We start from the raw sequence: 26124 nt of genomic DNA, 5'->3' as shown, positions 1-26124 counted from the left end.
TGACTAATGACTAATGACTAATGACTAATGACTAATGACTAATGACTAATGACTAATGACTAATGACTAATGACTACCCTTCGACTTCGCGAGCGGGTAAAATGACTGATGACTAATGACTAATAACTAATGACTAATGACTAATGACTTCTTCCTTCTGGTATAATCGTGGCAAAATAGGGAACATTGGTATCCGCACTGTTAAGATATGTACGAAAAAATTGTAGCCCCGACAACTGGTTCTAAAATTACATTCAAAGACGGTTTGCCGATCGTCCCCAACGACCCAATTATTCCCTTCATACGCGGCGACGGTACGGGCGTGGACTTGTGGCCAGCATCGCAGAAAGTCATGGATGCCGCAGTAGAACAGGCTTACGGCGGCCAGCGAAAAATTAACTGGTTCAAGATTTACGTAGGCGACGAAGCCTGCGATGTCTACGGTACATACCAATATTTGCCCCAAGATTCCCTAGACGCCATCAAAGAATACGGAGTCGCCATCAAAGGCCCGCTGACAACCCCAATCGGTGGCGGAATTCGATCGCTCAACGTAGCATTGCGGCAAATCTTTGACCTCTACGCCTGCGTGCGGCCATGCAAATATTACGATGGAACCCCATCGCTGCACAAAACTCCTGAACTGCTAGACGTAATTATTTACCGGGAAAATACAGAAGATATTTACCTCGGAATTGAATGGGCAAAAGGCAGCGAAATCGGCAAGAAATTGATTGAATACCTCAATAATGAGTTAATTCCCGCCACACCAGAACACGGCAAAAAACAAATTCGCCTCGATTCTGGAATCGGCATTAAACCAATTAGCAAAAGCGGTTCCCAGCGTTTAGTGCGGCGGGCTATGACCCACGCTTTGCGGTTGCCAAAAGACAAGCAACAAGTAACCTTGGTGCACAAAGGCAACATCATGAAATACACCGAAGGAGCTTTCCGAGATTGGGGTTACGAACTAGCAACCACCGAATTTCGGAACCAATGCGTGACAGAAAGAGAATCTTGGATTCTGGGCAACAAAGAACGCAATCCCGAGATTAGCTTAGAAGACAATGCCCGCCAAATCGATCCGGGATACGATGCCTTGACTCCCGAAAAACAAGCTAAAATCCGCCAAGAAGTTGCCGACGTTCTGTTTGCAATTTGGGACAGTCACGGTAACGGTAAGTGGCAAGAAAAAATCATGGTTAATGACAGAATTGCTGATAGTATTTTTCAGCAAATTCAAACCAGGCCAGGCGAATATTCGATTTTGGCAACCATGAATTTAAACGGCGATTACTTATCCGATGCGGCGGCTGCAATTGTCGGCGGATTGGGAATGGGCCCCGGCGCGAATATTGGCGATGAATGTGCAGTTTTTGAGGCGACTCACGGCACTGCACCAAAACACGCTGGTTTGGATAAAGTCAATCCCGGTTCCCTGATTTTGTCGGGGGTAATGATGTTAGAATATATGGGATGGCAGGAAGCCGCAGATTTAATTAAAAAAGGTTTGGGCGCGGCCATTTCTAACGGTGAAGTTACCTACGATTTGGCAAGGTTGATGGAACCACCTGTGCCGGAACTGAAGTGTTCTGAGTTTGCGGATGCGATTATTCAGCATTTCGCTGATTAGGTTTTAAAGATTTTTTAACCGCAGGTGAACGCGGACAAACTTAGATCTAATTAGTGATATCTTTGTTTGTCTGCGGTTAATTTTTTTGATTTTTACATCGCGGGGACAGCCATGCCGCGCTCAACTGCTGGGCGCTTCTGCAAGGTTTCTACCCAGCGTTTGAGGTGGGGGTGGTTGTCGAGGGTTAATCCTTGAAATTCGTAAATAGCAACCCAGGGATAAATAGCCATATCGGCAATTGAATATTCGCCGCAGATATATTCGGATTTTGCTAGTTGAGTGTCTAATACTCCGTAGAGTCGCAAGGTTTCTGTTTCGTAGCGTTGAATGGCATAGGGAATTTGTTCGGGTGCATAGCGTTTGAAGTGGTTTAGCTGACCGAACATTGGCCCGACACTAGCCATTTGAAACATCAGCCACTCGATAACTTGAAAGTATTTTTCTTTTTCGGTGGGTAGAAATTTGCCGCTTTTTTCTGCTAGATAGATCAGGATGGCGCCGGACTCGAAGACGGTGATGCCGTTATCGCGATCGACTATTGCCGGAATTTTGCTGTTGGGGTTGATGGCGATAAACTCTGGGCTAAATTGGTCGTTTTTTCTGATGTCGATGACGTGCGTGTTGTAGGGTAAACCTATTTCTTCGAGCATAATCGAGACTTTGCGTCCGTTGGGCGTGGTAAAAGTGTAGAGGTCGATCATAAATTGTCCGCCTTTTCTGTAGCAGGTATAAACTATATTATAATCATTTTAGGCAAATCGCTAATCGTAATGGATATTATTCAAGTTATCACCGAGGACTACCGTAGATTTCCTGAAAATCAGACTTACAGCATTTATGCTAAAGATGTTTATTTTGAAGACCCTCTAAATCGATTTACAGGAGTCGATCGCTACCAAAAAATGCTGGGGTTTATGGGGACTTTTTTTCAACAAATTCAACTCGATTTGCACGATATTTCTCAGTCGGGAGATGCCATAGAAACTCGCTGGACTCTGAGTTGGATCGCACCGCTACCTTGGAAACCAAAAATGGCGATTAGCGGGAGAAGCGAACTGAAGGTCAACAGCGACGGTTTAATCGTTTCCCACATTGATTACTGGAACTGTTCGCGCTTTGATGTTCTCAAACAACTTGTATTTCCCGTCGCTACTCAAAAGTGACTGTCGCTTGCTGCGTTCCCTTTGCTTGCTATGCACCAGGTAAAACCTTTTTTAATTTGCCCGATTAAAAGCGATAGATGATTGCCGATCGCGCGATCGCAGAATTTACCAGCCACTACTATGACAGCGCCTCAATTTCTCATCTAGTCAAACAGTCTTGGCTGCAGCGTTATAATGACAGCTTTGGTGGCGAAACCGGCGATCGAACTCAACACTTTAGTCGATCGAGTCAGGCCTCACCACCATCATTTGCTCAATTCCTCTGGCTTTGAGCGATCGAACCTAAAGGCCACCCTGTTGCGCCATCATCCTTGGCTTAATGGCGACAGCGCAGATTGCGCCATCAACTGCATTCTGTAGCAATCAAACCCAGGTGAGACCTTGATACAAATATGCAATGTGTAGAAAAATGTCTTGCTTGAACTGGATAAATCTTAATTCTCGTCGAACTAATTACCTGTGGCACAAAATTGCCTTGGCAATTGGTGCATTCATCTTCCTCTTGGGCGCGTCGATAGTGCCAGTGGTCGGACAACCCTCATCTCCAGAACCACAGCGATTATTCAATATTTATTCCGCCAACGATAGCACTAACTTTGTTGTCGGTGATGTTTATTTAGATGGTCGTTCGATATTTGCTTTGACAGCTCCTGCGCTCAACACCAAGCAGCAAGAAGCAATTTCTCTTTCACCCATTCAGCAAAGAGTAAAAACCGTTACAAATCAGCTTCAAGGAATTGCCAATACCAACTTTGAACCGGGAAAATTAGAAGTCGATTACAGCGTAGACCAAACGAGTCAACTTCCAATTATTTCTGTCAATAAAAACTATTTGATGACCGTTACCACTGACGATGCTCGCCTGTACGGAGTCGAGCTAACCACTCACGCTCAAAACTTGACTCAAATTATTAAAAATGCCCTGCTTGCGTCTCAACGGGAGCATCAGCCAAAGTTTTTAGCAAAACAGGCATTGCGAGCGGGCGGAGTCATCCTATTTATGCTCCTGCTCAGTCTGGGAATGCGCCTCAGACAGCGCTATATCAAAGCCCGTTATGCAGCAGTCTTAACACAAATCGAACAACTCAATGCTTCCCAAGAGCAAGTAGAAGATTTGTCTGAGCAGGAGCAGGATGAAGCTGCAGCGATTGCTTGCAAACAGCAACAAAAAATTGCTCGGAAGCAGCGGCTCAAATTTTGGTATGAAGTGCGACAGCGGTTATTACAACTCGGCCAGCTTGGCCTGTGGGGAGGCGGAATTTCATTTTGTTTGAGCCTGTTTCCGCAGACTCGATGGCTGCAATCACTATTGCTGAAAAGTTTGAGCGTCACCTTACTCAACTTAATCTTAATTGGGGCTGCAACTTACCTAATACTTCGCATCAGCTTCGTTGTAATTGACCATTTTGTAGCAGCTCTCAGTCAGGGGCAATTCCTTCCAGACAGTGCATCAGTCCGAAGGATTCAGCGGCTAAAAACCTTTTCTGGCGTGATGAAGGGAGCTAGCGGTTTCTGTTGTATTGCTGCTGGCGGATTGACTGCTTTGTCAATTTTGGGTGTTAACATTGTGCCGCTTTTGGCAAGTGTGAGTATTTTTGGGTTAGCGATTTCCTTTGGCTCTCAAAGTCTTGTCAAAGACATGATTAACGGATTGTTTTTTCTCTTGGAGGATCAGTATGGCGTTGGCGATATAATCACTGCTAACAATGAAAGTGGAACCGTGGAAACAATGAACCTGCGGGTAACTCAATTACGGAACCAAGATGGCGATCTAATTAGTATTCCAAATGGCAGTATTACTATGGTGAAAAACCATACTAGCAGTTGGTCTCGTGTGAATTTAGGTATTGAGGTTGCTTATAATACCGATATTGACCGTGCGATCGCCGTAATTAAAAAAGCAGCGACTCAAATGAGTTTGGATTCTGAGTGGCAAGAATTAATATTAGAACCTCCCAAGGTACTGGGCGTTGATGCGTTTGGTGAAAATAGCATTACGATTCGCCTCTTGATTCAAACTCAACCCCTGAAAAAGTGGGAAGTCGGACGCGAGTTTCGCCGGCGATTGAAGCAGGTATTTGATGAAGAGAACATTTCTATGCCATTCCCCCAGCAGTCCATCTGGTTTAAAAATTCGCTGCAGGAAGTCTCAAAGGGCGATCGTAATTCCAATGGATCGCACGCTTTAGATGAAAAGTATGACCAAAAAATGCGATGAGTTCGCGATCGAGCCATCGGACACGATTTAAATTTTATTGCTATTGACATCGCACCGATTTCGTGCTTTGTTGACAATTGGCTGTGTCCGGCGGGCGATCGCCCAAATTAATTACCCCACTAAATTAATCTCCGTTACATCCCGTTACAATATATAAGTAAAGAACTTTCAGGCGAGCTAAACAATCAATGCGCTTAATATTAATGACCGGAAAAGGCGGCGTCGGCAAAACCTCCGTAGCCGCTGCTACGGGCTTGCGATGCGCCGAATTGGGATACAAAACCCTAGTGCTGAGCACAGATCCCGCCCACTCCTTGGCCGACAGCTTCGACATGGAACTCGGACACGATGCTCGACTGGTCAAACCCAATTTGTGGGGAGCAGAATTGGACGCTCTCAGGGAATTAGAAGGCAATTGGGGAGCAGTCAAACGCTACATTACTCAAGTTTTGAAAGCGCAGGGACTTGAGGGCGTGCAAGCTGAAGAATTAGCCATTTTGCCGGGAATGGACGAAATCTTTGGTTTGGTGCGGATGAAACGCCATTACGACGAGGGCATATATGATGTTTTAATTATCGATTCCGCCCCCACAGGTACAGCATTGCGACTGCTAAGTTTGCCGGAAGTTGGCGGCTGGTACATGAGAAAATTTTACAAGCCTTTGCAAGGTATATCTGTTGCCCTCAGACCTTTAGTTGAACCGTTTTTTAGACCACTTGCGGGCTTTTCTTTGCCCGACAAAGAGGTGATGGATGCACCTTACGAATTTTACGAACAAATTGAAGCTTTGGAAAAGATTTTAACTGACAATACTGTAACTTCGGTCAGGCTAATTACTAATCCTGAAAAAATGGTAATCAAAGAATCTTTGCGGGCTCACGCCTATTTGAGTTTGTACAATGTTGCCACAGATTTAATTGTCGCCAACCGGATTATTCCTGAAGAAGTAACCGATCCATTTTTCAAGCGTTGGAAAGAGAACCAGCAGCAGTACAAGCAGGAAATTCACGAAAATTTCCGGCCGCTTCCTGTAAAAGAAGTCCCGCTTTATTCCGAGGAAATGTGCGGTTTGCCGGCTTTGGAACGCTTGAAAGAAACGCTTTATGCAGATGAAGACCCAAGCAAGGTTTATTACACAGAAAATACGATTAGAATTGTGCAGGACAACAATCAATATGTTCTCGAACTGTATTTGCCGGGAATTGCTAAGGATCAAATTCAGTTGACGAAAACGGGAGATGAGTTGAATGTTCGGATTGGGAATCACCGTCGCAATATGGTTTTGCCGCAAGCTTTAGCCGCGCTGCAACCTTCCGGGGCGAAGATGGAGGATGATTATTTGAAGATTAAGTTTGCTTGATGCTGCGGGTAAGGACACGGCATTGCCGTGTCCCTACAATTAATCGGCGGTAGTTACATCTCTCGCGACTATTGTGGCTGGGAGTTTTTGCCCGTGCTGCGATTATTTTGATGTAGGGAAACGGCATTGCCGTGTCCTCCGTTACTGCTAGATACAATTAACATGATTTAGCATCAACGACTTCCTTTAATGCCTCATCAATCACTGCATCGCTGACACCTCGACGCTTCAAACTTGCTACTAAGGCTGTGACTGTCTCGCTCTCAAATCGTTCTAAATCAACGCGCAAACCTTGACCGATATAAGCACGAATTAATGGCTGATAACCCGAAAAACCCAACAATGGTGCAACTTTTTTTAAATCTTCCACAACATCTTCGGGCATACGGATTGTTACGCTAGTCATTGGACGGTTGCGGTCTAATCGCTGCTTTAATGCTTCAACCTTCATACTCTGCCCTCTCCTGACGAGTTGCTTTACGTGCTGAAATAATCCGAATGACATTTTCTTCACGCTCAATGTGAACCACATACAGTAGATTCCACCGACTATCTAGCCCAATCACAGCATCACGCGCTTCCTCATTGCGGCTGGCATCAACGACAACTAGAAATGGATCAAAGAAGCATTCAGCAGCTTGTTGAAAAGTAACCCCATCATGATTTGTGGGATTAATCCGCGCTTTTCCGTCATCCCATACAAAGGTAATGCCATGGAGCACGAAGTATACATTCATGCTCCCTAGTATAGGTAAAATGTATTTACAATGTCAATACGTTCTTTGAGTTAGACGATTGCTAGACAGGTATCGAGCACTTTAGCAAACGGCTCAGGCGCTGGGTGCAGTCTATGGGCGATATTAACCATTACCAACTGCGAGATCCAGTATTTCAAAGTCAACTAGATCCACCAACCCATAACCATTCTCAGAGAACCGATATTCTCCTCGTTCTAGTGCATTTGCAAAGGTTTCCAGATAAACTCGAAAATTAGGTGCAATAAGCCCTCTAGTAGCCTCCTGCCACTCAACAATAATGACTTGTCCAACATTTCCGCCTGCTGCTGGGGCTAAATCTACGCATTCGCAAGCACCATTGCTTTCGTTTGTGAATGGAATCCAATTCCGGTTCCACCAACCGTTCCAGATTCCTTCAAAAATGTTTTCACGATCGCACCTAAAATTATCGTCAGAACAATTCTGCCATTTTTCAGATATTTCGATCGCGCTTTGGATAGAGAGTAACTCCAATTGGGGGAATAGGGAATAAGATTCTTCATCCTGACCGTTATGCACGCGGTAAGACAGCTTGAAATCTTCGGGAAACTCTACACCAAAGAATGCTTCTGCTCGATAAATCTCCTCATCAGTAGCGCCGGGCCTGAGACTTTTCAGCACTTGAGGTGCATTGGCTGCGAGCCAATTATCAATTCTTTCCCAAATTATTTCCATGAGAAAACCTCCGAAGCCTGTTGGTTTAAGTGCAGTTCATTTTCGCGATAATTCCGCAACATCCGGCCCTGACTGTAGGCAAGAATTGGGAAGGTATCGAAACAGTTCGTTGCGCGGTCATTTGCACTTCACTTTTCAATCCGCTGAAGTTCTTCTCGTACAACTCTTCGCAAAGTTTGTTCCAAAGGCTCAGAACTCTGCTGGATATGTTGACGCAACGCTTCATTAATCAAGGTTTGGTAGTTCCCTCCATCTGCTAAATGAACTTGTTCGCGAAACCACGCTAAAACCTCATCATTTAACCAGATTGCGATCCGAGTTTTCTCAGGTAATGTTGGATCGATCGCCCCTCGCTTACCCTGACTAAAATCATACTCTGTTTCCATGACTATTCCTCCTCGTACTGCTGTCGCTCTTGCCTAGTCGCTTTGCGGGCAGAAATAAGTCGAATTTCATCACCCCGCAATGTGTAAATAACAACCAAAACTCTGGCAAAGCCATCCATGCCAATCGTGACGAATCGTTCTTCATCAAAACGCTCATCTGGAATTGTAATTGCCAGAGCATCTGAGAAAACCGATACTGCATCAGCAAAGTCGATACCATATTTGCGAAGATTGGCTGCTGCTTTCTCTGGATTCCATTGGTAAGCCATCTCAATTATAGTATGCACATCTGTACATACTACCAGGAAGAAAATACTTGTCACCTGTTCTCGTCCTACCAATGACCTTAGAACACCGTCCTATCTTAAAGATATAACTTCCCCTCCCTCTTCTTTTCCATCCTCTGTGCTCTCTGTGTCCTCTGCAGTTCCTTCACTCTTTCCCGCATTAACCTCAATTTTTTTCTGCTGGCGTTCCGACGCATTTGTTTTCAACATTTTCAACTTTTCCGGGTCAGCATCCGATCGCCAAAACAACTTATGCCCCTTAATTCTCACGCAATTGTCCTCCAAACACTTCACCCATTCCCGATATTTCTTAACGACGGAACCATCAAAAATCCCTAACTTTGCCTCTTGGCGGGTGAGTTTCGCGAACTTTTCGTAATGCGGATAATTCGGATTAACAAAAGCTTCTTTTTTAACTAAAATTGGCGGATTGTACGCATCTGAATAGTCTTCGTAGCTGACAGAAAGATCGCGCAAATGTATGTGCATAGACCTGTGGAGGGCTGGATGCGGGTTAGTATCAAAATCGGGATAAAATAAATAGGATATCTGCGGTTTTGGAGTGTGAAATTTGATAATTGTAGCACCGTCAAGCCTGCCAATTGTGCGGTTGGCGCAGCCTTCGTAGAGTCGCAGCAAAGGGTCAAGTTCTTCTAAACATGAGACGTGAACTGAAAGGGAACCGGGTTGTTTGTACCCGATCGCGCTATCCTCGCAACAATCCGCCACAATATCAGCTTTGCCCAAACTGTATAGCATTAAATCTGCCAAAGTGCAAGCTTTTTGATAACTGTCAAACAAACCCTTAATGTCATTGCGGATTTGAGCCGGAAGCCGGCGCATCGAAGGACGCACCGCGTCGCCATCCTGTAGGGAATCGCCCAAACGGTTGAGAGCGAGATATACTAGCAAATCCTGGCGGCGCTTGTCGGCGATTTTCTCCCAATCATCCGCATCCGTTGCTTGCAAAATCACCCTCCAAGCGCGGTTAAAACTGTGGAATTCCTGCTTGATTGGCGATTCTTCCGCTAATTCGTCTTTCACCGGAAGACGCCCCCGATCGCTCACAAAAGCCATCAAAGGAGCCAGTATTTCGGCATAATCCTCAAATCGCTTGACTTGCGATCGCACTCTGGGAGTCGATAAGCGCGATCGAAACCGAGAAGCCCGAAAACCCTCACCCGCCGTCGCATCCCGAAACACAAAATAAATCCCCAAAGCCACAGGAATCGCATCAACATTCAAAACTTGGTCAATATAAACCTTCAACTCTTGCTGTTCGTAATACTTCTGAAAAGTATTGCGAGAAGTAATCACCCCATCCCCATAAGCAATTTGACCGCGATCGCCATCATCAATCAAAACCTGAGCCGCCACAACCAATAAATTCTTAGTTAAATCCCAAGCATTCAGCAAAGCTTCTCGCCTTTCCCCCAAAGACTCAATCACATTAATCACATAACCAACATTCACAATATCCGCACAAATTCGCGGAGTTTCCGGCTGATAGTACGGGTCCCAACCCGCAGCCACATAACCCTCTCCCGCAATATATTTAACATCGCCGCCATAGCCGCAACCGTAATCAAAAAAAGTCATCCCATCCACAAACAAATCCGATTCCAAAACCAAACGCACCGGCTTAGAAACAGAGTTTCGTACCATCGCAGCTTTGTGGCGTTCAATTTTAGGAATTGAAAGATCGCTATTCTGCTGTTTCAAACGTTCAACAACAGTATGATCTTGAATTTCTACACCGCAATATCCCAAATATTTCAGCCAACCCTCGCGAGTACCGATAACGCTAGTATTGTCAAGCAGTCCCCATCCTTCCTCGCTGCGAGTCAGTCGAGCAAACTTTTCGTAATTGGGATAATCCGCAATTACAAAAGTTTCCTTGCGGTGCAAAACCGGGGGATTTTCGCTGTTGCTATAATCGAAACATTTAACTTCGCCTGTTTCCAGATTAATTTGGATGCTGGTTTGCAAAGCAGGGTGAGCGTCTGTGTCGAAATCGGGGTAAAAAAGATAAGATATTTTAGGTTGCTGAAGTGAAAATTTAACTAAAGTTGCTTCATCAATGTTTTCGAGATTTTGTCTCGCACAATTTTCGTAAATTGCGAGGACAGGATTGAGCGCTGACAAGGCAGAAACGTGAATGTAAAAAGCTGTCGGTAATTTTTTGCCAATTTTGCTTTCCCGACAGCAGCGAGCTACTTTTTCCACAATACAATTTACCGCCACTCCCCCGCCATCGGCTAGAGACTGGTAATGCAATTCCAGAGGTTCTGCTTCTAGTTCGTGCAACAAAATTTGTTGAGCAAAAGCCATCAAAGGTGTTAGCAGTTCTCGATCATTTTCTAAGGGTTGGGTATCTAAAATAGGGTTGTTACTGATATCGTAGGTCATAGCTAAATTAATTTATTTTTTTTAATTAACCGCAGAGAACGCAGAGGACACAGAGTCAAGAAAGAAAGGATTTATTTGTTATATCAATTCCGGTTGTACCGTCAGGTGATTGTTGACTGTTGACTGTTGACTGTTGACTGTTGACTGTTAACTGTTGACTCGATTTTATTATTCCGATGAACCGGAAACGATATTAGTCTGCTAGGAGTGGACTTTGTTTTTGTAGGCGCGATTTCAATTACTACTACGTTCGACTATGGACGATAGGCTAACATATTATTAACCAAATATTCGAGTTTCTACAAATTCTCGAACCCGCGCTAAATGACTGGATAAACTCACTAATATTTTTTGAACTACCTCAATAGTTGATAATTGAGCCGCTGCGGGTTCAGATTGAAAGCTTCGGGCATAATTCTCTAATTGTGCCGCCAAATCCGACATCAGGGCAACTCCCACATTTGCAGCAGTTCCTTTGAGACGGTGTGCTTGATATTCCACAGTTGGCCAATCTTTAGCTTCTACGGCTATTTTGGCAGCAGCCACATCAGCTTGCGCGTTTCCTACAAATGCTTGCAAAAGGCGATCGGGCAATTTAATATTAACTCGTCGGAGTTGCTCCAATCTGCTTTTGTCGAACAGTCCGTCACAGTCTCCGTGTTCCCAAGTTTGAAGCGCGATCGCCCTTGATGCCGGCACAGCGGCCACCTCTACTTTTTGGGAGGTTTCTGTATAATATGTTACCGCTATCTCCGGTTCTACCAAATTAATATTTTGAACTCCATAGTTTTTAAAATGAGCGTTTTGGGCTTCATACTTGTTCAGTGCCGCCGCCAAAGCATCTAAATCTACTGGTTTGCTGAGATAATCATCCATCCCCGCCGCCAGACACTTTTCTCGTTCCCCCGGTAAAGCGTGAGCTGTTAAAGCAAGCACAAAAGTATGCCGATCGCCCTTTTCTCGTTCCCTCAACTTTCGCACAGTTGCGTAACCGTCAAGTACCGGCATTTGACAGTCCATCAACACTAGATCGTAGTTGTTTTCTGCCAACAAATCCAGCGCTTCTTGACCGTTGGCGGCGCAGTCAGCACGATAGCCTAAAGCTGCCAACTGTTCGACTATAACTTGTTGATTGATCGGGTGGTCTTCCGCCAGCAAAATTTTCAGCGATGAGGGCGAATTGGAAGTAACGTATTGAGAATTAGCTGCTGGAAAATTGCGACTATTAGCAGCCTCCAAGCTGTCAAACTCTCCCCTTTCCTTAACGGGGGCCAGCAAAGCCTCAAGCAAGCGGGAAGGCCGCACCGGCTCGATCAAATAGCCGCTAAAACCCACACTGCAAAGGGCTTCCGCTTTCGCCTGTTCCCGCAAAGCAGTCATGGCGATTAACGAGTCAACTGTTGAGAGCGATCGCACTTTCAAACCAAATTCCTCCGCATCCAAATCCGGCATTTGCAAATCCACAAGCACCGCATCGCAGCATTTTTCCCCTTCCCCCGAATCCTCAGAAATCCCGCCCCGAGAATTTTGCAACCAAGTCAAAGCATCAGCAGCAGTTTCTGCTTCATCGCAGCGAGCACCCCAACTTTGAGCGAGCGATCGTACCGCCGCCCTCCTCAAAGCGCTTCCAGATACTACTAACAGCTTCTTACCTGCTAGTTCGGGCGATTGAGGCTGAACTTGCAACTGTTTTTCCAAAGGTACAGCAAACCAAAAAGTCGAACCGCTATCTAGCAAACTGCGAACTCCAATGTCGCCTTCCATCATATCCACTAACTGCTTGCAAATCGCCAAACCCAAACCCGTACCGCCGTAAGGTCTAGTAGGAGAATCGTCTACCTGAGAAAAAGATTGGAACAGCTTTGTCTGCCCTTCCGGCGAAATTCCAATCCCAGTATCCCGGACTGAAAATAGCAATTTAATATCTTCTTTGCCCTCTACCAGTTGCTTGCTCCGCTTGACAGTAACGTGAATAAAAACTTGACCGCGATCGGTAAATTTTATGGCATTTACAGTCAAATTTATCAAAATTTGCTTCAGCCTGCCCGAGTCGCCCACCAACTTTTTCGGCACCGAACTATCAACTAAAATATTTAATTCAATATCTTTTTCATCTGCCAAAGGCGCTACCATTTCTATCACAGATTCAATGCAGCTATCTAAATCAAAATCAGCTTTTTCCAGCCGCATTTCTCCAGCTTCAATCTTAGAAAAATCTAGGATGTCATTAATCACGCTCAGCAAATGTTCAGCACTGCGGTAAATAGTCTGAGCGCACTCGCGCGGTTTCGGTTCCAGAGGAGCCAGCAACAGCAATTGAGCCATCCCCAAAACCCCATTCATCGGAGTGCGAATTTCGTGACTCATGTTCGCCAAAAATTGCGATTTCACCCGGCTTGCTTCTAGGGCAGTTTCCCGCGCTTCCACCAATTCATTAATCTTGTCCGCTACCATCACCATTCCCCCCACTCTGCCGTCGGGATTGTACCAAGGATGAGCAGCCCAGCGCAAATACAAAACAGAGCCGTCTGCTCGTTCCCAAGCATCTTCGCTGAAAGAAACTATCTCGCCTTTGAGCACTTCTTCATACATTACTTTCCAGCGATTTGGCGTATCTGGAAACACTTCGTAATGACTGAGATTAGTCAGAGACTGCCACTCCAAATTAAATTGAGTCAGCCATTTGTGAGAGTTAACTAAATAGCGCATTTGAGTATCGAACATCGCCATTGCTACCGGCACGCAAGCAATAATTTGTTTCAATTGCTGCATTTCTATTTCTAGAGCATCTTCGGCTTGTTTGCGCTCGGTAATGTCGCTAATTATGCCGGCCATCCGCAGTGCTTTTCCTTGCGCATTCCGCTGAGCTTTTCCCTGAGAAGTGCAGTAGCGGTAAGCACCGGATGAATGCAGCAGTCGGAATTCTACATTGTAGTCAATTCCTTGTTCTAAGTGATCCCCGATCGCCCGAATGATGCCGTCCTTGTCCTCTGGATGCAGGCGGCTGTATAGAGCATCCATCGTGCTGCCAAATTGATAGCGCGACAACCCGATCATTCCCAAAAGGCGATCGTTCCAATAAACATCATTTTTACTTAAATCCCAATCCCAAATTCCGTCATTTACCCCCTCTACAACTAACCTGTAGCGTTCCTCACTTTCCTTAAGTTTTTGACTCGTCAGAAGCGCCTTATATTCGGCGCGGTAAACGCGAAGTGCATTAAACAAACTGCGCGACAAACTATCTGGAGACATCTTGCCTTTAACGATATAATCAGAAGCTCCAGCCTTCATCAATTCCACTGCAATTTGTTCATCGCCTTGACCTGTGAGGACAATTAAGGGGATTTTGATCCCAGCTTCTCGTATATCTTTCACTAAACTAAGTCCGTCTCCGTCCGGTAAGCCGTAGTCTAGGAATACACAGTCAAAGTCGCACTCAAATATTTGATTTAATAGCAGCGAGTTGTCTGTCTCCTCAACGTTCCTTAAATGTGAGGATTGATTTTGTGTGGAGAGTTGATCGGCCGCTGTGCTAGAATTTTTCCTGATCGAGAGTGTGGCGAGGGCCTCGGCACAATCTTCTGCTTCAGTAACTTCTGCCCAAACCCCAGCAGACTTTAGCGAACGTTTGACCCTCATCCGATCGACTTCATCGTCATCAACTATCAGAATTTTAATAAGCTTGTCCATAACAAGAGAATTAGAGATTAATCAGAAAAAGCTGTGGCATACAAAGACTAATAGAATAAATGCACCGCTAAAAAATCAGAAAAGCCACTTTGAAACTTTTTTGTTAAATTTTCCATAATCTAGGGAATTTCGCTCAGCATCCAGTATCTGTTGAGGGTTCCCATAACTTCTACAAAATTAGAAAAAGTGACTGGTTTAAGAATATAGCCAGCTACATTCAAATTATAAGCTTCTACTTTATCTCTATCTTCATTAGAAGTTGTGAGGACGATCACTGGAATCGATCTCAGATTTTGATCTTGCCGCAATTCTCGTAAAAACTCAATGCCGTTCATTCTCGGCATATTCAAGTCCAGCAAAACCAACCTGCGCGTTTGAGGCATTACAGGTTCTATTTTTTCTTCTTGGCGTAATATAGCCAGAGCTTCTAGTCCGTTGGCAGCCATGTATAGCGGATTGACGATGTTATTTTTTTTGAACGCTCGCTGGACGTTCATCACATCTACTTCGTCATCTTCTACCAAAAGGATATGAATTTTTTTTTCCATAAATCAGTCTTTTTATAGATATGTTTTAACGACTCTTGAGCGTTGGGAGTTTCCGTCGATTTTTGGATTGAAGATTTACCGGAAAAAATGGGTTTAAAGCCTCCCCGTTGTATGGTGCAAGGAAACATTAATTTCCCTCGCTGACAATTTCCTGGCGCGCGCAATACCAATTTCATTAAGTAGCGTTACATCTCACCCCCCCCAAGGCATCGGGGGGCTAGGACTTCATCTATATAGCACATCTTTAAAAAAATGGTAGAAGTCCGAAGTAACTGTTAACTGTTTGCTGTCAACCTTGAATGCTGGCAACTGTTGAACCGTTTTTGGGTTCGGGCGCGGGGGATAGCGAACAAAGCCGGTCTAATCTCTATTTTGCGTTGTCAAGAATCATTTATGGCTAGACCGATCGCAGTATCTATCCACAGAGGTACTCGCCTGTGAGGGGCGGGGGCGGGGCTGCCGAGAGCCAAACACTCGCCAATAATGCGCGATCGAGCTACTGTAAAATCTACAACTCATCTACATTATGAATCGCCATGTCAGCCGGACGCAAACTCTACGAAGGCAAAGCCAAAATCCTCTACTCCACCGAAGAGGGCGAAATTTTGCTGACCCACTTCAAAGACGACGCTACAGCCTTTAACGCCCAGAAACGCGGCAGCATTGTGGGGAAAGGCGAAATCAACTGCGCCGTATCCGCCCACCTGTTTCGGATGCTAGAAGCCAAAGGCATACGCACCCACTTCATAGACACGCCAGCGCCCAACCAAATGCGAGTCTGCCGCGTCCGCATCTTGCCCTTAGAAGTTGTAGTCAGAAACATTGCTGCCGGTAGTCTGTGCAAACAAACCGGAATTGCGATGGGTACAATTGTCAATCCGGCGCTGGTGGAATTTTATTACAAAAACGATGATTTGGGAGACCCCCTGCTGACCCAGGGCAGACTGCAGTTAATGCAGCTAGCCACCCCGGAACAAGTAGAACAACTAGAAATCGCCGCCCGCGAAATTAACGAAATACTCAAAGAATTTTTCACCCAGTGCGGCATCACGCTGGTAGACTTCAAACTAGAATTCGGCATCGACCAACATCAAAACCTGATTCTCGCCGACGAAATCAGTCCCGACACCTGCCGCCTGTGGGACAACGCAGAAACTGACCCCGACGCGCGCGTTATGGACAAAGACAGATTCCGCCGTGACTTGGGATCGGTAGAAACCGCTTACCAGCAAGTTCTCCAGCGGGTTCTAGCTCAGAAAGTTTAGAGCACTTAACAATGCGCTACAATTGCACAGTTTGTCGCCGTTGTGCTTTTGATGAATGTCAGCGGGATCGTCTCAGTTTTGATCTTGTATTAGTGCTGTCCCCGCTTGCTGTATATATAAGCAAGCAGACAAAAGCGGGGACAGCACTGTTACAACAGGTTTTTACTCTCATTGAGATGTTCCCGATGTAATTAGTCATTGACCCATGATTAATGACTAATGACCAATGACCAATGACTAATGATATCAAGTCCGATCGATTACCATCACAAAAACGGTTCGCGCGTGCGGAATGCGAGTCTGCGACAAAGCAAGCGTATGCCAGGACGCACGCGCGAACCCTACTGATTGCGGTTAATCTACCAGACATGATATGACCAATGACCAATAACCAATAACTAATGACTAATGACCAATGACCAATGACTAATGACTAATGACTAATATCGTGTGTGTGTGATTGCCCAAAAGAGTGAACAAAAATGCGCTTATCTGCTGTATTGGTGGCAGTTCTTACTGTCTCAGCAACATTCGGATTATCAAATTCGGCAAGCGGTCAAACATCCTACTCTGAATCAGCAGAGGGGACTGTGGCGGCCGTTCCTCCGGTTGGGTCGATCGAATTACCCGATCGCCCGGTTCCAGAATTAACCCAAAATCCTTCTCAAAACCCTAAAAAAGCAGCTAAAAGCAGCTTGGCCGAAGACCTCAAAATAGTGGCGGCCCCTGCCAGAGGAGAAGACGACCGCGACCCACCAAACCGAGTCACAGACTCGCCATCCCCGGTTTCGCCCCAGCTTCAACTCAAACCCGAGCTAGCATCCAACCCATCGCCCGCCCCTAGCAGTCAAAACGCGCTGCAAGAGGCACAACCAGACAGCCAACTCCTCCCTTCGGAAGTGGCAGTAACGCCCGCCTGGGTCGCAGTAGAGCCTCGGAAACAGGAGGGAGCGGGGACGATCGCCCAAAACCTACAAGTTTCTCCCAGAGCGACTTCGGACGCATCCGGGGCGATCGGTCAAAACGCCCAAATTCCCAGACCGGCCCCCACCAGACCGCCGGCAAACACAGTTCCCACATTGCCCCCTGGCCCGGCAGAATCGCAGCCCAGACCAACCCCAGCACCCGCCGAAGCGGCCGAACCGCAAGTGCTAGTTGCCGAAGTTACCGTCACCGGGGCAACGGGAGACCTAGAAACCGAGATTTACCGAGTCATCAGCACTCAACCGGGACGCACCACCAACCGCAGCCAACTGCAACAAGACATCAACGCCATTTTTGCCACGGGCTTTTTCAGAAACGTGCGGGCAGTACCGGAAGACACCCCGTTAGGCGTGCGAGTGACTTTTATCGTGCAGCCCAATCCAGTGCTGCAGAAAGTGACAATCACCGGCCAGCAAGTGCTGCCCCAAACCGTAGTTGACGAAAGCTTCGGCGATCAGTACGGCAAAATTCTCAACCTCCGCCGCTTTGAGGAGGGAGTCAAAAAAATTAATGCGTGGTATCAAGACAACGGCTATGTTTTAGGCCAAATCACAGATGCCCCGCAAGTAGCAGACGACGGCACAGTCACCTTGCAAGTGGCAGAAGGCCAGATCGAATCCGTTGATGTCCGTTTCCTGAACAAGGAAGGAGAACCAACCGATCCCACCGGTCAGCCGATTCGAGGCAACACCAAGCGTTTTGTCGTCACCCGCGAAGTAGAACTCAAGCCCGGAGATATCTTTAACCGCACCAAGGCGGAAAGGGATTTGAGGCGGGTGTTTGGTTTGGGGATTTTTGAAGACGTGCGGCTTGCTTTGGAACCGGGCACGACTGACCCCCGCAAGGCCAGAGTAATTGTCAACGTCATTGAGAAAAATACTGGTTCTCTGGCGGCGGGTGCGGGTTTGAGTTCCGCTACGGGTTTGTTCGGTACGGTGAGTTACCAGCAGCAAAATGTGTTCGGTAGGAACCAGAAATTGGGGGCTGAAGTACAAATTGGAGAACGGCAAACGCTGTTTGACCTGAGTTTTACCGATCCTTGGATTGCGGGCGATCCTTACCGGACTTCTTATACGATTAATGCTTTTAGAAGACGATCGATCAGCGTGATTTTTGACGGCGGCGAACGGGAAGTCAGATTGCCCAACAACGATCGACCCCGCATCGTCCGCACCGGTGCCGGCATCAATTTCACCCGTCCCCTGTCGCGCAATCCTTTTGTCGATTCTGAGTGGATTGCTTCACTCGGCTTGCAGTATCAGCGAGTCTCAATTACCGATCGCAAAGGCAGGCGCGAATCCGATGACGAACTCGGCAACCAGCTAAGTTTTAGCAATTCCGGCACCGACGACTTGACAACAATCCAAGCAGGTGCTGTGCGCGATCGGCGCAACGACCCCCTCCGCCCCACTAGCGGTTCCCTGCTCAGGTTTGGGATGGAACAATCCATTCCTGTAGGTTCCGGCAGCATCCTGTTCAACCGCCTGCGGGCCAGCTACAACTTTTACATACCAGTCAAGTACACCAACTTTACCCCCGGCCCTCAAACCCTGGCATTTAGTTTTAAAGGTGGCACCGTATTCGGAGATTTGCCTCCCTACGAAGCTTTTGCCTTGGGCGGTGCGAACTCGGTGCGCGGATACGACGAAGGCGAAGTAGGAGCTGGCCGCAGTTTCCTAGAAGCCAGCGTTGAGTACCGTTTCCCGATTATTTCGTTTATCGGCGGAGCGCTATTTTTGGATGCTGGCACCGATTTGGGCACGGGCAAAGATGTCCCCGGCGACCCGGCCGGTGTCCGGGGAAAGCCCGGTAGCGGTTACGGTTACGGGATCGGCGTGCGGATTCAATCTCCGTTAGGGCCGATCCGGATCGATTACGGTATCAACGACAGTGGCGGCAATCAAATTCACTTTGGGATTGGTGAGCGGTTCTAAGTTGGCAGTTGACTGTTGGCAGTTGACAGTGGTCAGTTGTTATTAGTTACGAGTAATAAGTAATAAGTAATTGGTAATGGGTGATTGGTAATTACTAATTCTTCCCCTCTTCCCTCTTCCTTCTTCCCTCTTCCCTCTTCCCTCTTCCCTCTTCCCTCTTCCTTCTTTCATGACTCAAAGTACCTTAAAATCTGAATTTGAACTGTCAGGAATTGGTTTGCACAGCGGCGCAGAAACTCGCGTCCGAGTTTTGCCTGCTGCGGTTGGAGAAGGTCGCTATTTTGTCAGAATTGACTTGTCGGGCGATCGCAGAATTCCTGCAACAATTGAGGCGGTTTGTCAGACTGCACTTTCTACTGAACTGGCAAATGCTGCGGGCGATCGAATTCGCACTGTAGAGCATTTATTAGGCGCTTTGGCGGGGATGGGAGCCGATAATGCTCGAATTGAGGTTGATGGCCCGGAACTGCCTCTGCTGGACGGTTCTGCTGAGGTTTGGGTAGAGGCGATCGCCCGTACCGGCTTGGTGCCTCAAGAATGCCAAGAAGACCCCACTGCATCATTCGCCCTCGCCGAGCCGATTTGGGTTCGTCACGGGGATGCTTTTGTGGCAGCTTTACCGTCGGCCCAAACTCGGTTTAGCTACGGAATTGATTTTGAGGAAGAGGCGATCGGCAATCAATGGTACAGTTGGTCGCCAGAAGCAGAAAGTTTTGCGACGGCGATCGCCCCAGCCCGTACTTTTGGACTTGCTCGCCAAGTTGACCAATTGCGACAAGCAGGTTTAATCAAAGGTGGTACCCTAGATAACGCCCTCGTTTGCGATCGATCCGGCTGGCTCAACCCGCCCTTGAGATTTGCCAACGAACCGGTGCGCCATAAAATCTTAGACTTAGTAGGCGACCTCAGTCTGCTGGGAACTTGGCCAAAAGCTCACTACTTGGCTTACAAAGCCAGTCACAACCTGCACGTCCAACTTGCTCAAACGCTGAAATCTCAAACTTTGGCGGTGCTAGAGACAAGTTAGAAAAGGTTCGAGCATTCGTCACCGTTACAATTCACAAACCAAGGTGCGAACCCTTGCGTTTATCTAGCAACTGCCAAGGCAGTTAGGACATTCTTAATTGCTGAATTCATTGCAGTGAATTGCTTCTCTGGCGACATAACTAAATCCTTCCATCTTCCATCTTCCATCTTCCTGATGACGTTGGACGGAAAGCTCGGAGACGACAGCACTAATGACTGATGACTAATGACTGATGACTACTGACTAATGACTACTGACTACTGACTACTGACTTCTTCCTTCTTCCTTCTTCCATACCACACTCACAAGTCTTCAAGTAATGTCCACGCTCACTGAAGTTAACACCCTCAACACTGCTAATTCTGAATCCGTTCCAGCCGAAAACGGTGAAGATTCTCCAGCGGTTAAATCTACTTTTACTCTGGAAGAAATTCAGAAAATATTGCCTCACCGCTATCCCCTGGCGCTGGTAGACAAGATTCTCGATTATGTGCCGGGATCGCGGGCTGTAGGAATTAAAAATGTCACTTTCAACGAACCGCATTTTCAAGGGCACTTTCCCGGAAGGCCGGTTATGCCTGGAGTCTTAATCGTTGAAGCGATGGCTCAAGTTGGCGGTATTGTTCTGGCTCAGTTACCCGACATCGAACAAGGATTGTGGATGTTTACTGGGATTGATAAGGTCAAATTCCGGCGTCAGGTTGTACCGAGCGATCAGTTGCTGATGACTGTAGAATTGCTGTGGGTAAAACGCCGCCGCTTCGCAAAAATTCAAGCTCTAGCTGAAGTGGACGGACAAAAAGTTTGTGAAGGAGAATTGATGTTTTCGATGGTAGATTAAATTTGGGAATTGGGAATGGGGAATTGGGAATTGGGAATTGGCCAAACAGGGCATTGGGAATTGGGAATTGGCCAAACAGGGCATTGGTAATGACTAATCAGTAGCTAATAACAGCCAACAGCCAACAGCCAACAGCCAACAGCCAACAGACAACAGCCAACAGCCAAGAGTCAACAGACAACAGTCAACAGACAACGGACAACAGACAACGGACAACTAACAACTGAAAAATGCTTACTTTGATTCACCCAACTGCTGTGATTCATCCCCGCGCCGAACTGCACCCGACTGTAGAAGTGGGCGCTTATGCTGTAATTGGGGAAAGAGTGAAAATCGGGCCAGAGACTAAGATTGGCGCTCATGCAATTATCGATGGGTTAACAGAAATAGGTGCTAACAATCAAATTTTCCCCGGTGCGGCGATTGGCCTGGAACCTCAAGATTTGAAATATGAAGGTTCGCTGACTAGGGTAACAATTGGCGACAGCAATGTGATTCGGGAATACGTGACAATCAACCGCGCTACAGGAGCGGGAGAAAGCACCACAATTGGCGATCGTAATTTGTTGATGGCTTACGTTCATGTCGGTCACAATTGCGAACTCGGAGACCAGGTAATTATCGCCAATGCCGTAGCCTTGGCCGGACACGTCAAAATCGAGTCTCAAGCCAGACTGAGCGGGGTTTTGGGCGTTCACCAGTTTGTCCGCATCGGCCGCTTGTCGATGGTGGGCGGCTTGAGCAGGATCGATCGAGATGTACCTCCTTATATGCTAGTCGAGGGAAATCCTTCGAGAGTGCGAGCAATCAACAAAATAGGCCTCGAACGCGCCGGTTTAACCCCCGAAGATTTGCTAGTTTTGAAGAAAACTTTTCGGATTTTATACCATTCTGGCTACACCCTAAATCAAGCTTTGGAACAGTTGGATTTGTTGCCAGAAAATCCCCACTTGCAACACCTGCGGAGATTTGTGCAGCAGTCTGTCAGCAAAGGGCGGCGCGGTTTGATTCCTGGTAAAAAGTGAATGGGCTAGAATAAATCTATCCACAGAGCAATGCTGGCCCTATGAATGTATATACTTCAGTCAAATCTACATTTCTTGAAACAGAACAAGATGGCTGCATCAGGTTATCAGATGTTAGCTGGGAGCAATTTGAAGCGATCGAATCAGCCTTTAAAGATATCGGCGGTGTAAAATTTTTCTATCTCGATCGCATCCTGCAACTTATGACTGTCTCCCCGGAACACGAAATCATCAAAAAAACGCTCTGTATGCTGCTAGAAGCATACATGAGAGCAAGCGGGATTCGATTTTACGGCAAGGGCGGGCCGACTCTGGGTAACAGAGAGTTGGGAGGTAGAAAAGAGCCGGATGATTCCTATGATATAGGTGCTCCAAAAACAGTCCCAGATATTGCTATTGAAGTGGTAATTACCAGCGGCGGAATAGATACTTTAGAATTTTACAAACGATTGGGAGTTCGGGAAGTTTGGTTTTGGCAAAACAACCAGTTATCTCTCTACTGCTTGAGAGGTGAAAATTACGAGCAAATTACCCGCAGTACATTTCTGCCAGACCTCGATTTAGAATTACTCCTGCGCTGTGCTAATATGCCAGATCAATATGATGCTGTGACTGAGTTGTTACAACAAATTTCACCCGTTTAAAATCAGAATTTAATTGAAAATATGAAAATTTTTATCAGCACTGGTGAGGTTTCTGGCGATTTGCAAGGAGCTTTGTTAGTTGCTGCCTTAAAACGTCATGCTGTCGCCGCTGGTTTGGATATAGAAATAACAGCTTTGGGTGGGGGACGCATGGCGGAAGCTGGGGCTACTATTTTAGGCGATACTGTCAGTATTGGTTCTATGGGTCTTATAGAATCTGTGCCGTATATTTGGCCGACAATCCAAGTTCAGCAAAAAGCTAAACAATATCTAAAAAAATTTCCCCCGGATGTGGTTGTATTGATTGATTATTTGACTCCAAATCTCGGTATTGGTAGCTATATTCGCCGCTGTTTGCCAAATTTGCCCGTGGTTTGGTATATCGCACCTCAAGAATGGGTTTGGTCGATTTCTCCTCGCAATACAAATCTGATTGTCAGTATTGCCGATCGCATTTTGGCAATTTTCCCCGAGGAAGCTAGTTATTATCGGGAAAAAGGAGCCGAAGTGAGTTGGGTAGGTCATCCTTTAGTGGATAGAATGCAATCTGCGCCCTGCCGGGAAGTTGCCCGCAAAATGTTGGGAATTGCGCCGGAACAGGTGTCAGTGGCTCTAATTCCGGCTTCTAGACAGCAAGAACTAAAGTACCTGATGCCGGTTATATTTGAGGCTGCTCAAATTATTCAAGCCCAATTTCCCGAGGTTCATTTTTGGATTCCGCTTGCTAACCCAGCTTTCGGCAGTAAAATAGCAGAGGCGATCGAGAATTACGGTTTGCGGGCTACTTTGTTGGAAAATCAAACTCTGGAACTTTTGGCTGCTGCCGATATGGCTATTACTAAATCTGGTACTGTTAATTTGGAGCTGGCTTTGCTCGATGTTCCGCAAGTTGTCGTCTACCGCGTCAGTCGGATTACGGCTATGATTGCTCGCCACGTACTGAAATTTTCGATTCCTTTTATGTCTCCGCCGAATTTGGTGGAAATGAAGCCGATCGTCCCGGAGTTGCTGCAAGACGATGCTACTGTGGAAAATATTGTCAAACACGCACTGGAATTGCTGCAAAATGCCGATCGACGCCAGCAAATGAAAGCGGGCTATCGCCAAATGCGAGAAAGTCTCGGAGATTTGGGGGTTTGCGATCGCGCGGCTGCCGAAATCGTCAACAATGTTAAATTAAATACAGCAAATTAAAGCAATTTTATAATTGAAATGTTATGTCAAGCAATCGGAAAAAGCGACCGATCGCTGTTGATTTATTTGCAGGCGCGGGCGGCATGACTCTCGGCTTTGAACAAGCAGGTTTTGATGTACTTGCTTCCGTTGAAATTGACCCAATTCACTGCGCTACACACGAGTTTAATTTCCCGATGTGTTCTATTTTGTGCAAAGATGTCGCACAGCTAACAGGAGCGGAAATTAGGAACAAATCTGCGATCGGCAGGCGGGAGATAGACGTAGTAATCAGCGGTTCGCCCTGCCAAGGATTCTCGCTGATGGGAAAGCGCGATGTGGATGACCCACGAAATTCTCTGATTTTTCACTTTCTACGCTTAGTTTTGGAATTGAAACCCAAGTTTTTTGTCATGGAAAATGTGCCGGGAATTGTGGCCGGCAAACACAAGGAACTTTTGAATCTTTTAATTAGCTCTTTTGGGGAATCGGGATATCAAGTAGAAGAAAATTATCAAGTTCTGAATGCCGCTCACTACGGAGTGCCGCAAGCTCGCAAACGATTGTTTTTGATTGGGTGCAAAAAAGACTTTGAGCTGCCAAAATATCCTCAGCCAACGACTATGCTACCGAAAAAGAAACTTCCTAAACGCTATAAAAAAATTAATTTACCTGCTGTTCCGACTGTTTGGGATGCGATTGGAGATTTGCCGGAAGTGGAAAAGTACAGCGAGTTGCTGCACCGAGATTGGGTAGTAGCAGAGTACGGAAATTGCAGCAGCGATTACGCGAGTTTTTTGCGCGGATTCGATGATTTTGAAAATGATTATGGTTACGATCGCCAGTACGATCGACAAATCCTCTCTTCGAGTCGGCGCACAAAACATTCTCTCGAATGTATGGAAAGATTTGCAGCCTCCGCCTACGGCGAAAAAGAGCCGATCAGCCGCTTTTACAAGCTGCACCCCGACGGAGTTTGCAACACTCTCAGGGCTGGAACCGACAGGGAGAGGGGCGCTTATACTTCGCCAAGGCCGATTCACCCGATCGTCCCTCGGTGCATTACAGTCAGAGAAGCTGCGCGGCTGCATTCCTATCCTGACTGGTTTAGATTTCACGTCACCAAATGGCACGGTTTCCGCCAAGTCGGAAATTCTGTACCGCCGCTATTAGCGAAAGCTGTAGCTGCACAGATTATTGGCGCTTTGGGTGTGAAAGCAATTAAGCCTAGTGTCAAGTTTTTAGTTGGAAATGATTCCTTGCTTAAACTAAATTGGTTGGAAGCGGAACAATATTATATATCGAGTTTGTAGCGAGGACGAACAGCCTTGGCCCCGAACAATAGGATCTCAAGTTCGGCTAAATATAGCAATCCTCGCATCAGTTGTGTGATTTTTGTAGGGACAATCCCCCCGTGAAGAGCTGCGATCCGTGGGGCTAGGCACTCTTAGCACTACCCCTACATATTTTACGAACCATTTGAGCCAGGGCTATCAAAACCCGGATCTTCGAGCACTTACCAGATTTTGAAAGTCTGCCGGGAAAAATTTTTGATAAATTTCGCTGAGTTTTGCAACAATTACGAGTCTTTGGCAATTCTAGAGCTATCTTTGTAAAAAGTGTATTTTCAGGAGACTACTATGGGTTGGTTTAAAAGACTGTTCGGACTCGAAAAGCCTGCACCCCAGGCTGAACCGATGGCACAAGTAGTACAGCAAGCAGCCCAATCGCAATCCATCGCCCCTGCTAAAGTCGGCCCAGACGGAAATTTTGACGAAAGTGGCTTAGCGAAGCGGGTAGCTTTGGCTTTTGACGGCGATTCAGAAGTTGCTGATATCGAGACGGTGTGGGTTGCTCAGCTCAGCAGCACGGTTGTTCTCAAAGGTCAAGTTCCCAGTCAGGAAATTCTCGACAAGTTAGTGGCGATCGCCTCTGCTGAAGAGGGCGCGACAGCAGTCCAAACGGATCAAGTGACAGTCGGGTAGTTCTTTGGAACCGCAGCAGTTTTGCTCTTGATGTCCGTCGAAGGACTCAAAAGCTCAATTAAACCCGCTGTTGCGGGTTTTTTCCTGCTCTTTGGGT

Annotated in this window: 23 protein-coding genes; 14 read left to right on the top strand and 9 right to left on the bottom strand. The window is 46.5% G+C overall.

Features of this window, described 5'->3' with window-relative positions; all coding sequences use genetic code 11:
• Window positions 1-208 precede the first annotated feature (208 nt).
• Window positions 209-1633 carry an NADP-dependent isocitrate dehydrogenase gene (locus tag QUA01_RS22645; protein ID WP_194070580.1) on the top strand — a complete coding sequence of 475 codons (1425 nt, stop codon included), beginning with the start codon at window positions 209-211 and terminating at the stop codon, window positions 1631-1633.
• 92 nt (window positions 1634-1725) lie between these two features.
• Here QUA01_RS22645 and QUA01_RS22640 read toward each other — a convergent pair whose 3' ends face one another.
• On the bottom strand, window positions 1726-2334 hold the full coding sequence (locus QUA01_RS22640) for a glutathione S-transferase N-terminal domain-containing protein (protein WP_194070581.1): 609 nt from the start codon (window positions 2332-2334) through the stop codon (window positions 1726-1728).
• A gap of 69 nt (window positions 2335-2403) precedes the next feature.
• Between QUA01_RS22640 and QUA01_RS22635 the strand changes: the two genes are divergently transcribed.
• The 4 genes from QUA01_RS22635 to QUA01_RS22620 all read left to right on the top strand — a co-directional run bounded on the left by QUA01_RS22635 (window position 2404) and on the right by QUA01_RS22620 (window position 6375).
• Complete coding sequence (locus tag QUA01_RS22635) at window positions 2404-2796, top strand: DUF2358 domain-containing protein (protein ID WP_194070582.1); 393 nt, start codon at window positions 2404-2406, stop codon at window positions 2794-2796.
• A gap of 77 nt (window positions 2797-2873) precedes the next feature.
• Complete coding sequence (locus QUA01_RS22630) at window positions 2874-3068, top strand: hypothetical protein (RefSeq protein WP_228050302.1); 195 nt, start codon at window positions 2874-2876, stop codon at window positions 3066-3068.
• A 137-nt stretch (window positions 3069-3205) separates the two neighbouring features.
• Window positions 3206-5014: a mechanosensitive ion channel family protein gene (locus QUA01_RS22625; RefSeq protein WP_194070584.1), complete on the top strand. Its 1809-nt coding sequence runs from the start codon at window positions 3206-3208 to the stop codon at window positions 5012-5014.
• 188 nt (window positions 5015-5202) lie between these two features.
• A complete protein-coding gene (locus QUA01_RS22620) occupies window positions 5203-6375 on the top strand; it encodes a TRC40/GET3/ArsA family transport-energizing ATPase (RefSeq protein WP_106148286.1) in 1173 nt (390 codons plus the stop codon).
• A gap of 157 nt (window positions 6376-6532) precedes the next feature.
• Here the strand turns inward: QUA01_RS22620 and QUA01_RS22615 are convergent, their stop codons facing one another.
• The 8 genes from QUA01_RS22615 to QUA01_RS22580 all read right to left on the bottom strand — a co-directional run bounded on the left by QUA01_RS22615 (window position 6533) and on the right by QUA01_RS22580 (window position 15149).
• Entirely contained in the window at window positions 6533-6826 is a 294-nt protein-coding gene (locus tag QUA01_RS22615; RefSeq protein WP_194060355.1) for a hypothetical protein, read from the bottom strand.
• The gene (locus tag QUA01_RS22610) at window positions 6816-7112 is read right to left on the bottom strand and encodes a BrnT family toxin (protein WP_333092716.1); all 297 of its coding nucleotides are present in this window, start codon (window positions 7110-7112) and stop codon (window positions 6816-6818) included. The genes QUA01_RS22615 and QUA01_RS22610 overlap by 11 nt, the downstream gene beginning before the upstream one ends.
• Window positions 7113-7235: 123 nt before the next feature.
• Complete coding sequence (locus QUA01_RS22605) at window positions 7236-7826, bottom strand: SMI1/KNR4 family protein (RefSeq protein WP_333092717.1); 591 nt, start codon at window positions 7824-7826, stop codon at window positions 7236-7238.
• A gap of 128 nt (window positions 7827-7954) precedes the next feature.
• On the bottom strand, window positions 7955-8212 hold the full coding sequence (locus QUA01_RS22600; RefSeq protein WP_333092718.1) for a BrnA antitoxin family protein: 258 nt from the start codon (window positions 8210-8212) through the stop codon (window positions 7955-7957).
• A 2-nt stretch (window positions 8213-8214) separates the two neighbouring features.
• Complete coding sequence (locus tag QUA01_RS22595) at window positions 8215-8481, bottom strand: BrnT family toxin (protein WP_333092719.1); 267 nt, start codon at window positions 8479-8481, stop codon at window positions 8215-8217.
• A gap of 90 nt (window positions 8482-8571) precedes the next feature.
• A complete protein-coding gene (locus tag QUA01_RS22590; protein ID WP_333092720.1) occupies window positions 8572-10908 on the bottom strand; it encodes a DNA phosphorothioation-associated putative methyltransferase in 2337 nt (778 codons plus the stop codon).
• Window positions 10909-11187: 279 nt separating this feature from the next.
• Window positions 11188-14601 (bottom strand): response regulator, encoded by a 3414-nt coding sequence (locus QUA01_RS22585; RefSeq protein WP_333092721.1) that lies wholly within the window; start codon window positions 14599-14601, stop codon window positions 11188-11190.
• A gap of 119 nt (window positions 14602-14720) precedes the next feature.
• Window positions 14721-15149 (bottom strand): response regulator, encoded by a 429-nt coding sequence (locus QUA01_RS22580; RefSeq protein WP_194008343.1) that lies wholly within the window; start codon window positions 15147-15149, stop codon window positions 14721-14723.
• Window positions 15150-15685: 536 nt separating this feature from the next.
• Between QUA01_RS22580 and purC the strand changes: the two genes are divergently transcribed.
• The 9 genes from purC (at window position 15686) to QUA01_RS22535 (ending at window position 26027) form a co-directional block, all read left to right on the top strand.
• Window positions 15686-16414, top strand: coding sequence for a phosphoribosylaminoimidazolesuccinocarboxamide synthase (gene purC, locus QUA01_RS22575; RefSeq protein WP_333092722.1), 729 nt, complete (start codon window positions 15686-15688; stop codon window positions 16412-16414).
• Window positions 16415-16896: 482 nt separating this feature from the next.
• On the top strand, window positions 16897-19332 hold the full coding sequence (locus tag QUA01_RS22570) for a BamA/TamA family outer membrane protein (RefSeq protein WP_333092723.1): 2436 nt from the start codon (window positions 16897-16899) through the stop codon (window positions 19330-19332).
• 169 nt (window positions 19333-19501) lie between these two features.
• Complete coding sequence (gene lpxC / locus QUA01_RS22565; RefSeq protein ID WP_333092725.1) at window positions 19502-20359, top strand: UDP-3-O-acyl-N-acetylglucosamine deacetylase; 858 nt, start codon at window positions 19502-19504, stop codon at window positions 20357-20359.
• A 319-nt stretch (window positions 20360-20678) separates the two neighbouring features.
• Window positions 20679-21200: a 3-hydroxyacyl-ACP dehydratase FabZ gene (gene fabZ, locus QUA01_RS22560; protein WP_333092726.1), complete on the top strand. Its 522-nt coding sequence runs from the start codon at window positions 20679-20681 to the stop codon at window positions 21198-21200.
• 230 nt (window positions 21201-21430) lie between these two features.
• Complete coding sequence (gene lpxA, locus QUA01_RS22555) at window positions 21431-22225, top strand: acyl-ACP--UDP-N-acetylglucosamine O-acyltransferase (protein WP_194069583.1); 795 nt, start codon at window positions 21431-21433, stop codon at window positions 22223-22225.
• Between the two features lie 41 nt (window positions 22226-22266).
• A complete protein-coding gene (locus QUA01_RS22550; RefSeq protein ID WP_333092728.1) occupies window positions 22267-22869 on the top strand; it encodes a Uma2 family endonuclease in 603 nt (200 codons plus the stop codon).
• Between the two features lie 21 nt (window positions 22870-22890).
• Window positions 22891-24063, top strand: coding sequence for a lipid-A-disaccharide synthase (gene lpxB, locus QUA01_RS22545; RefSeq protein WP_333092729.1), 1173 nt, complete (start codon window positions 22891-22893; stop codon window positions 24061-24063).
• Between the two features lie 23 nt (window positions 24064-24086).
• A complete protein-coding gene (locus QUA01_RS22540) occupies window positions 24087-25355 on the top strand; it encodes a DNA cytosine methyltransferase (protein WP_194069588.1) in 1269 nt (422 codons plus the stop codon).
• A gap of 327 nt (window positions 25356-25682) precedes the next feature.
• Complete coding sequence (locus QUA01_RS22535; RefSeq protein ID WP_194008353.1) at window positions 25683-26027, top strand: BON domain-containing protein; 345 nt, start codon at window positions 25683-25685, stop codon at window positions 26025-26027.
• Window positions 26028-26124: the final 97 nt, after the last annotated feature.

The sequence above is a fragment of the Microcoleus sp. S36a_B3 genome (genome assembly GCF_036700745.1).
Taxonomy (GTDB): Bacteria; Cyanobacteriota; Cyanobacteriia; order Cyanobacteriales; family Microcoleaceae; genus Microcoleus.
The sequence above is the reverse complement of the archived record's forward strand: the minus strand, read 5'-3'. Positions and strand labels throughout refer to the sequence as shown.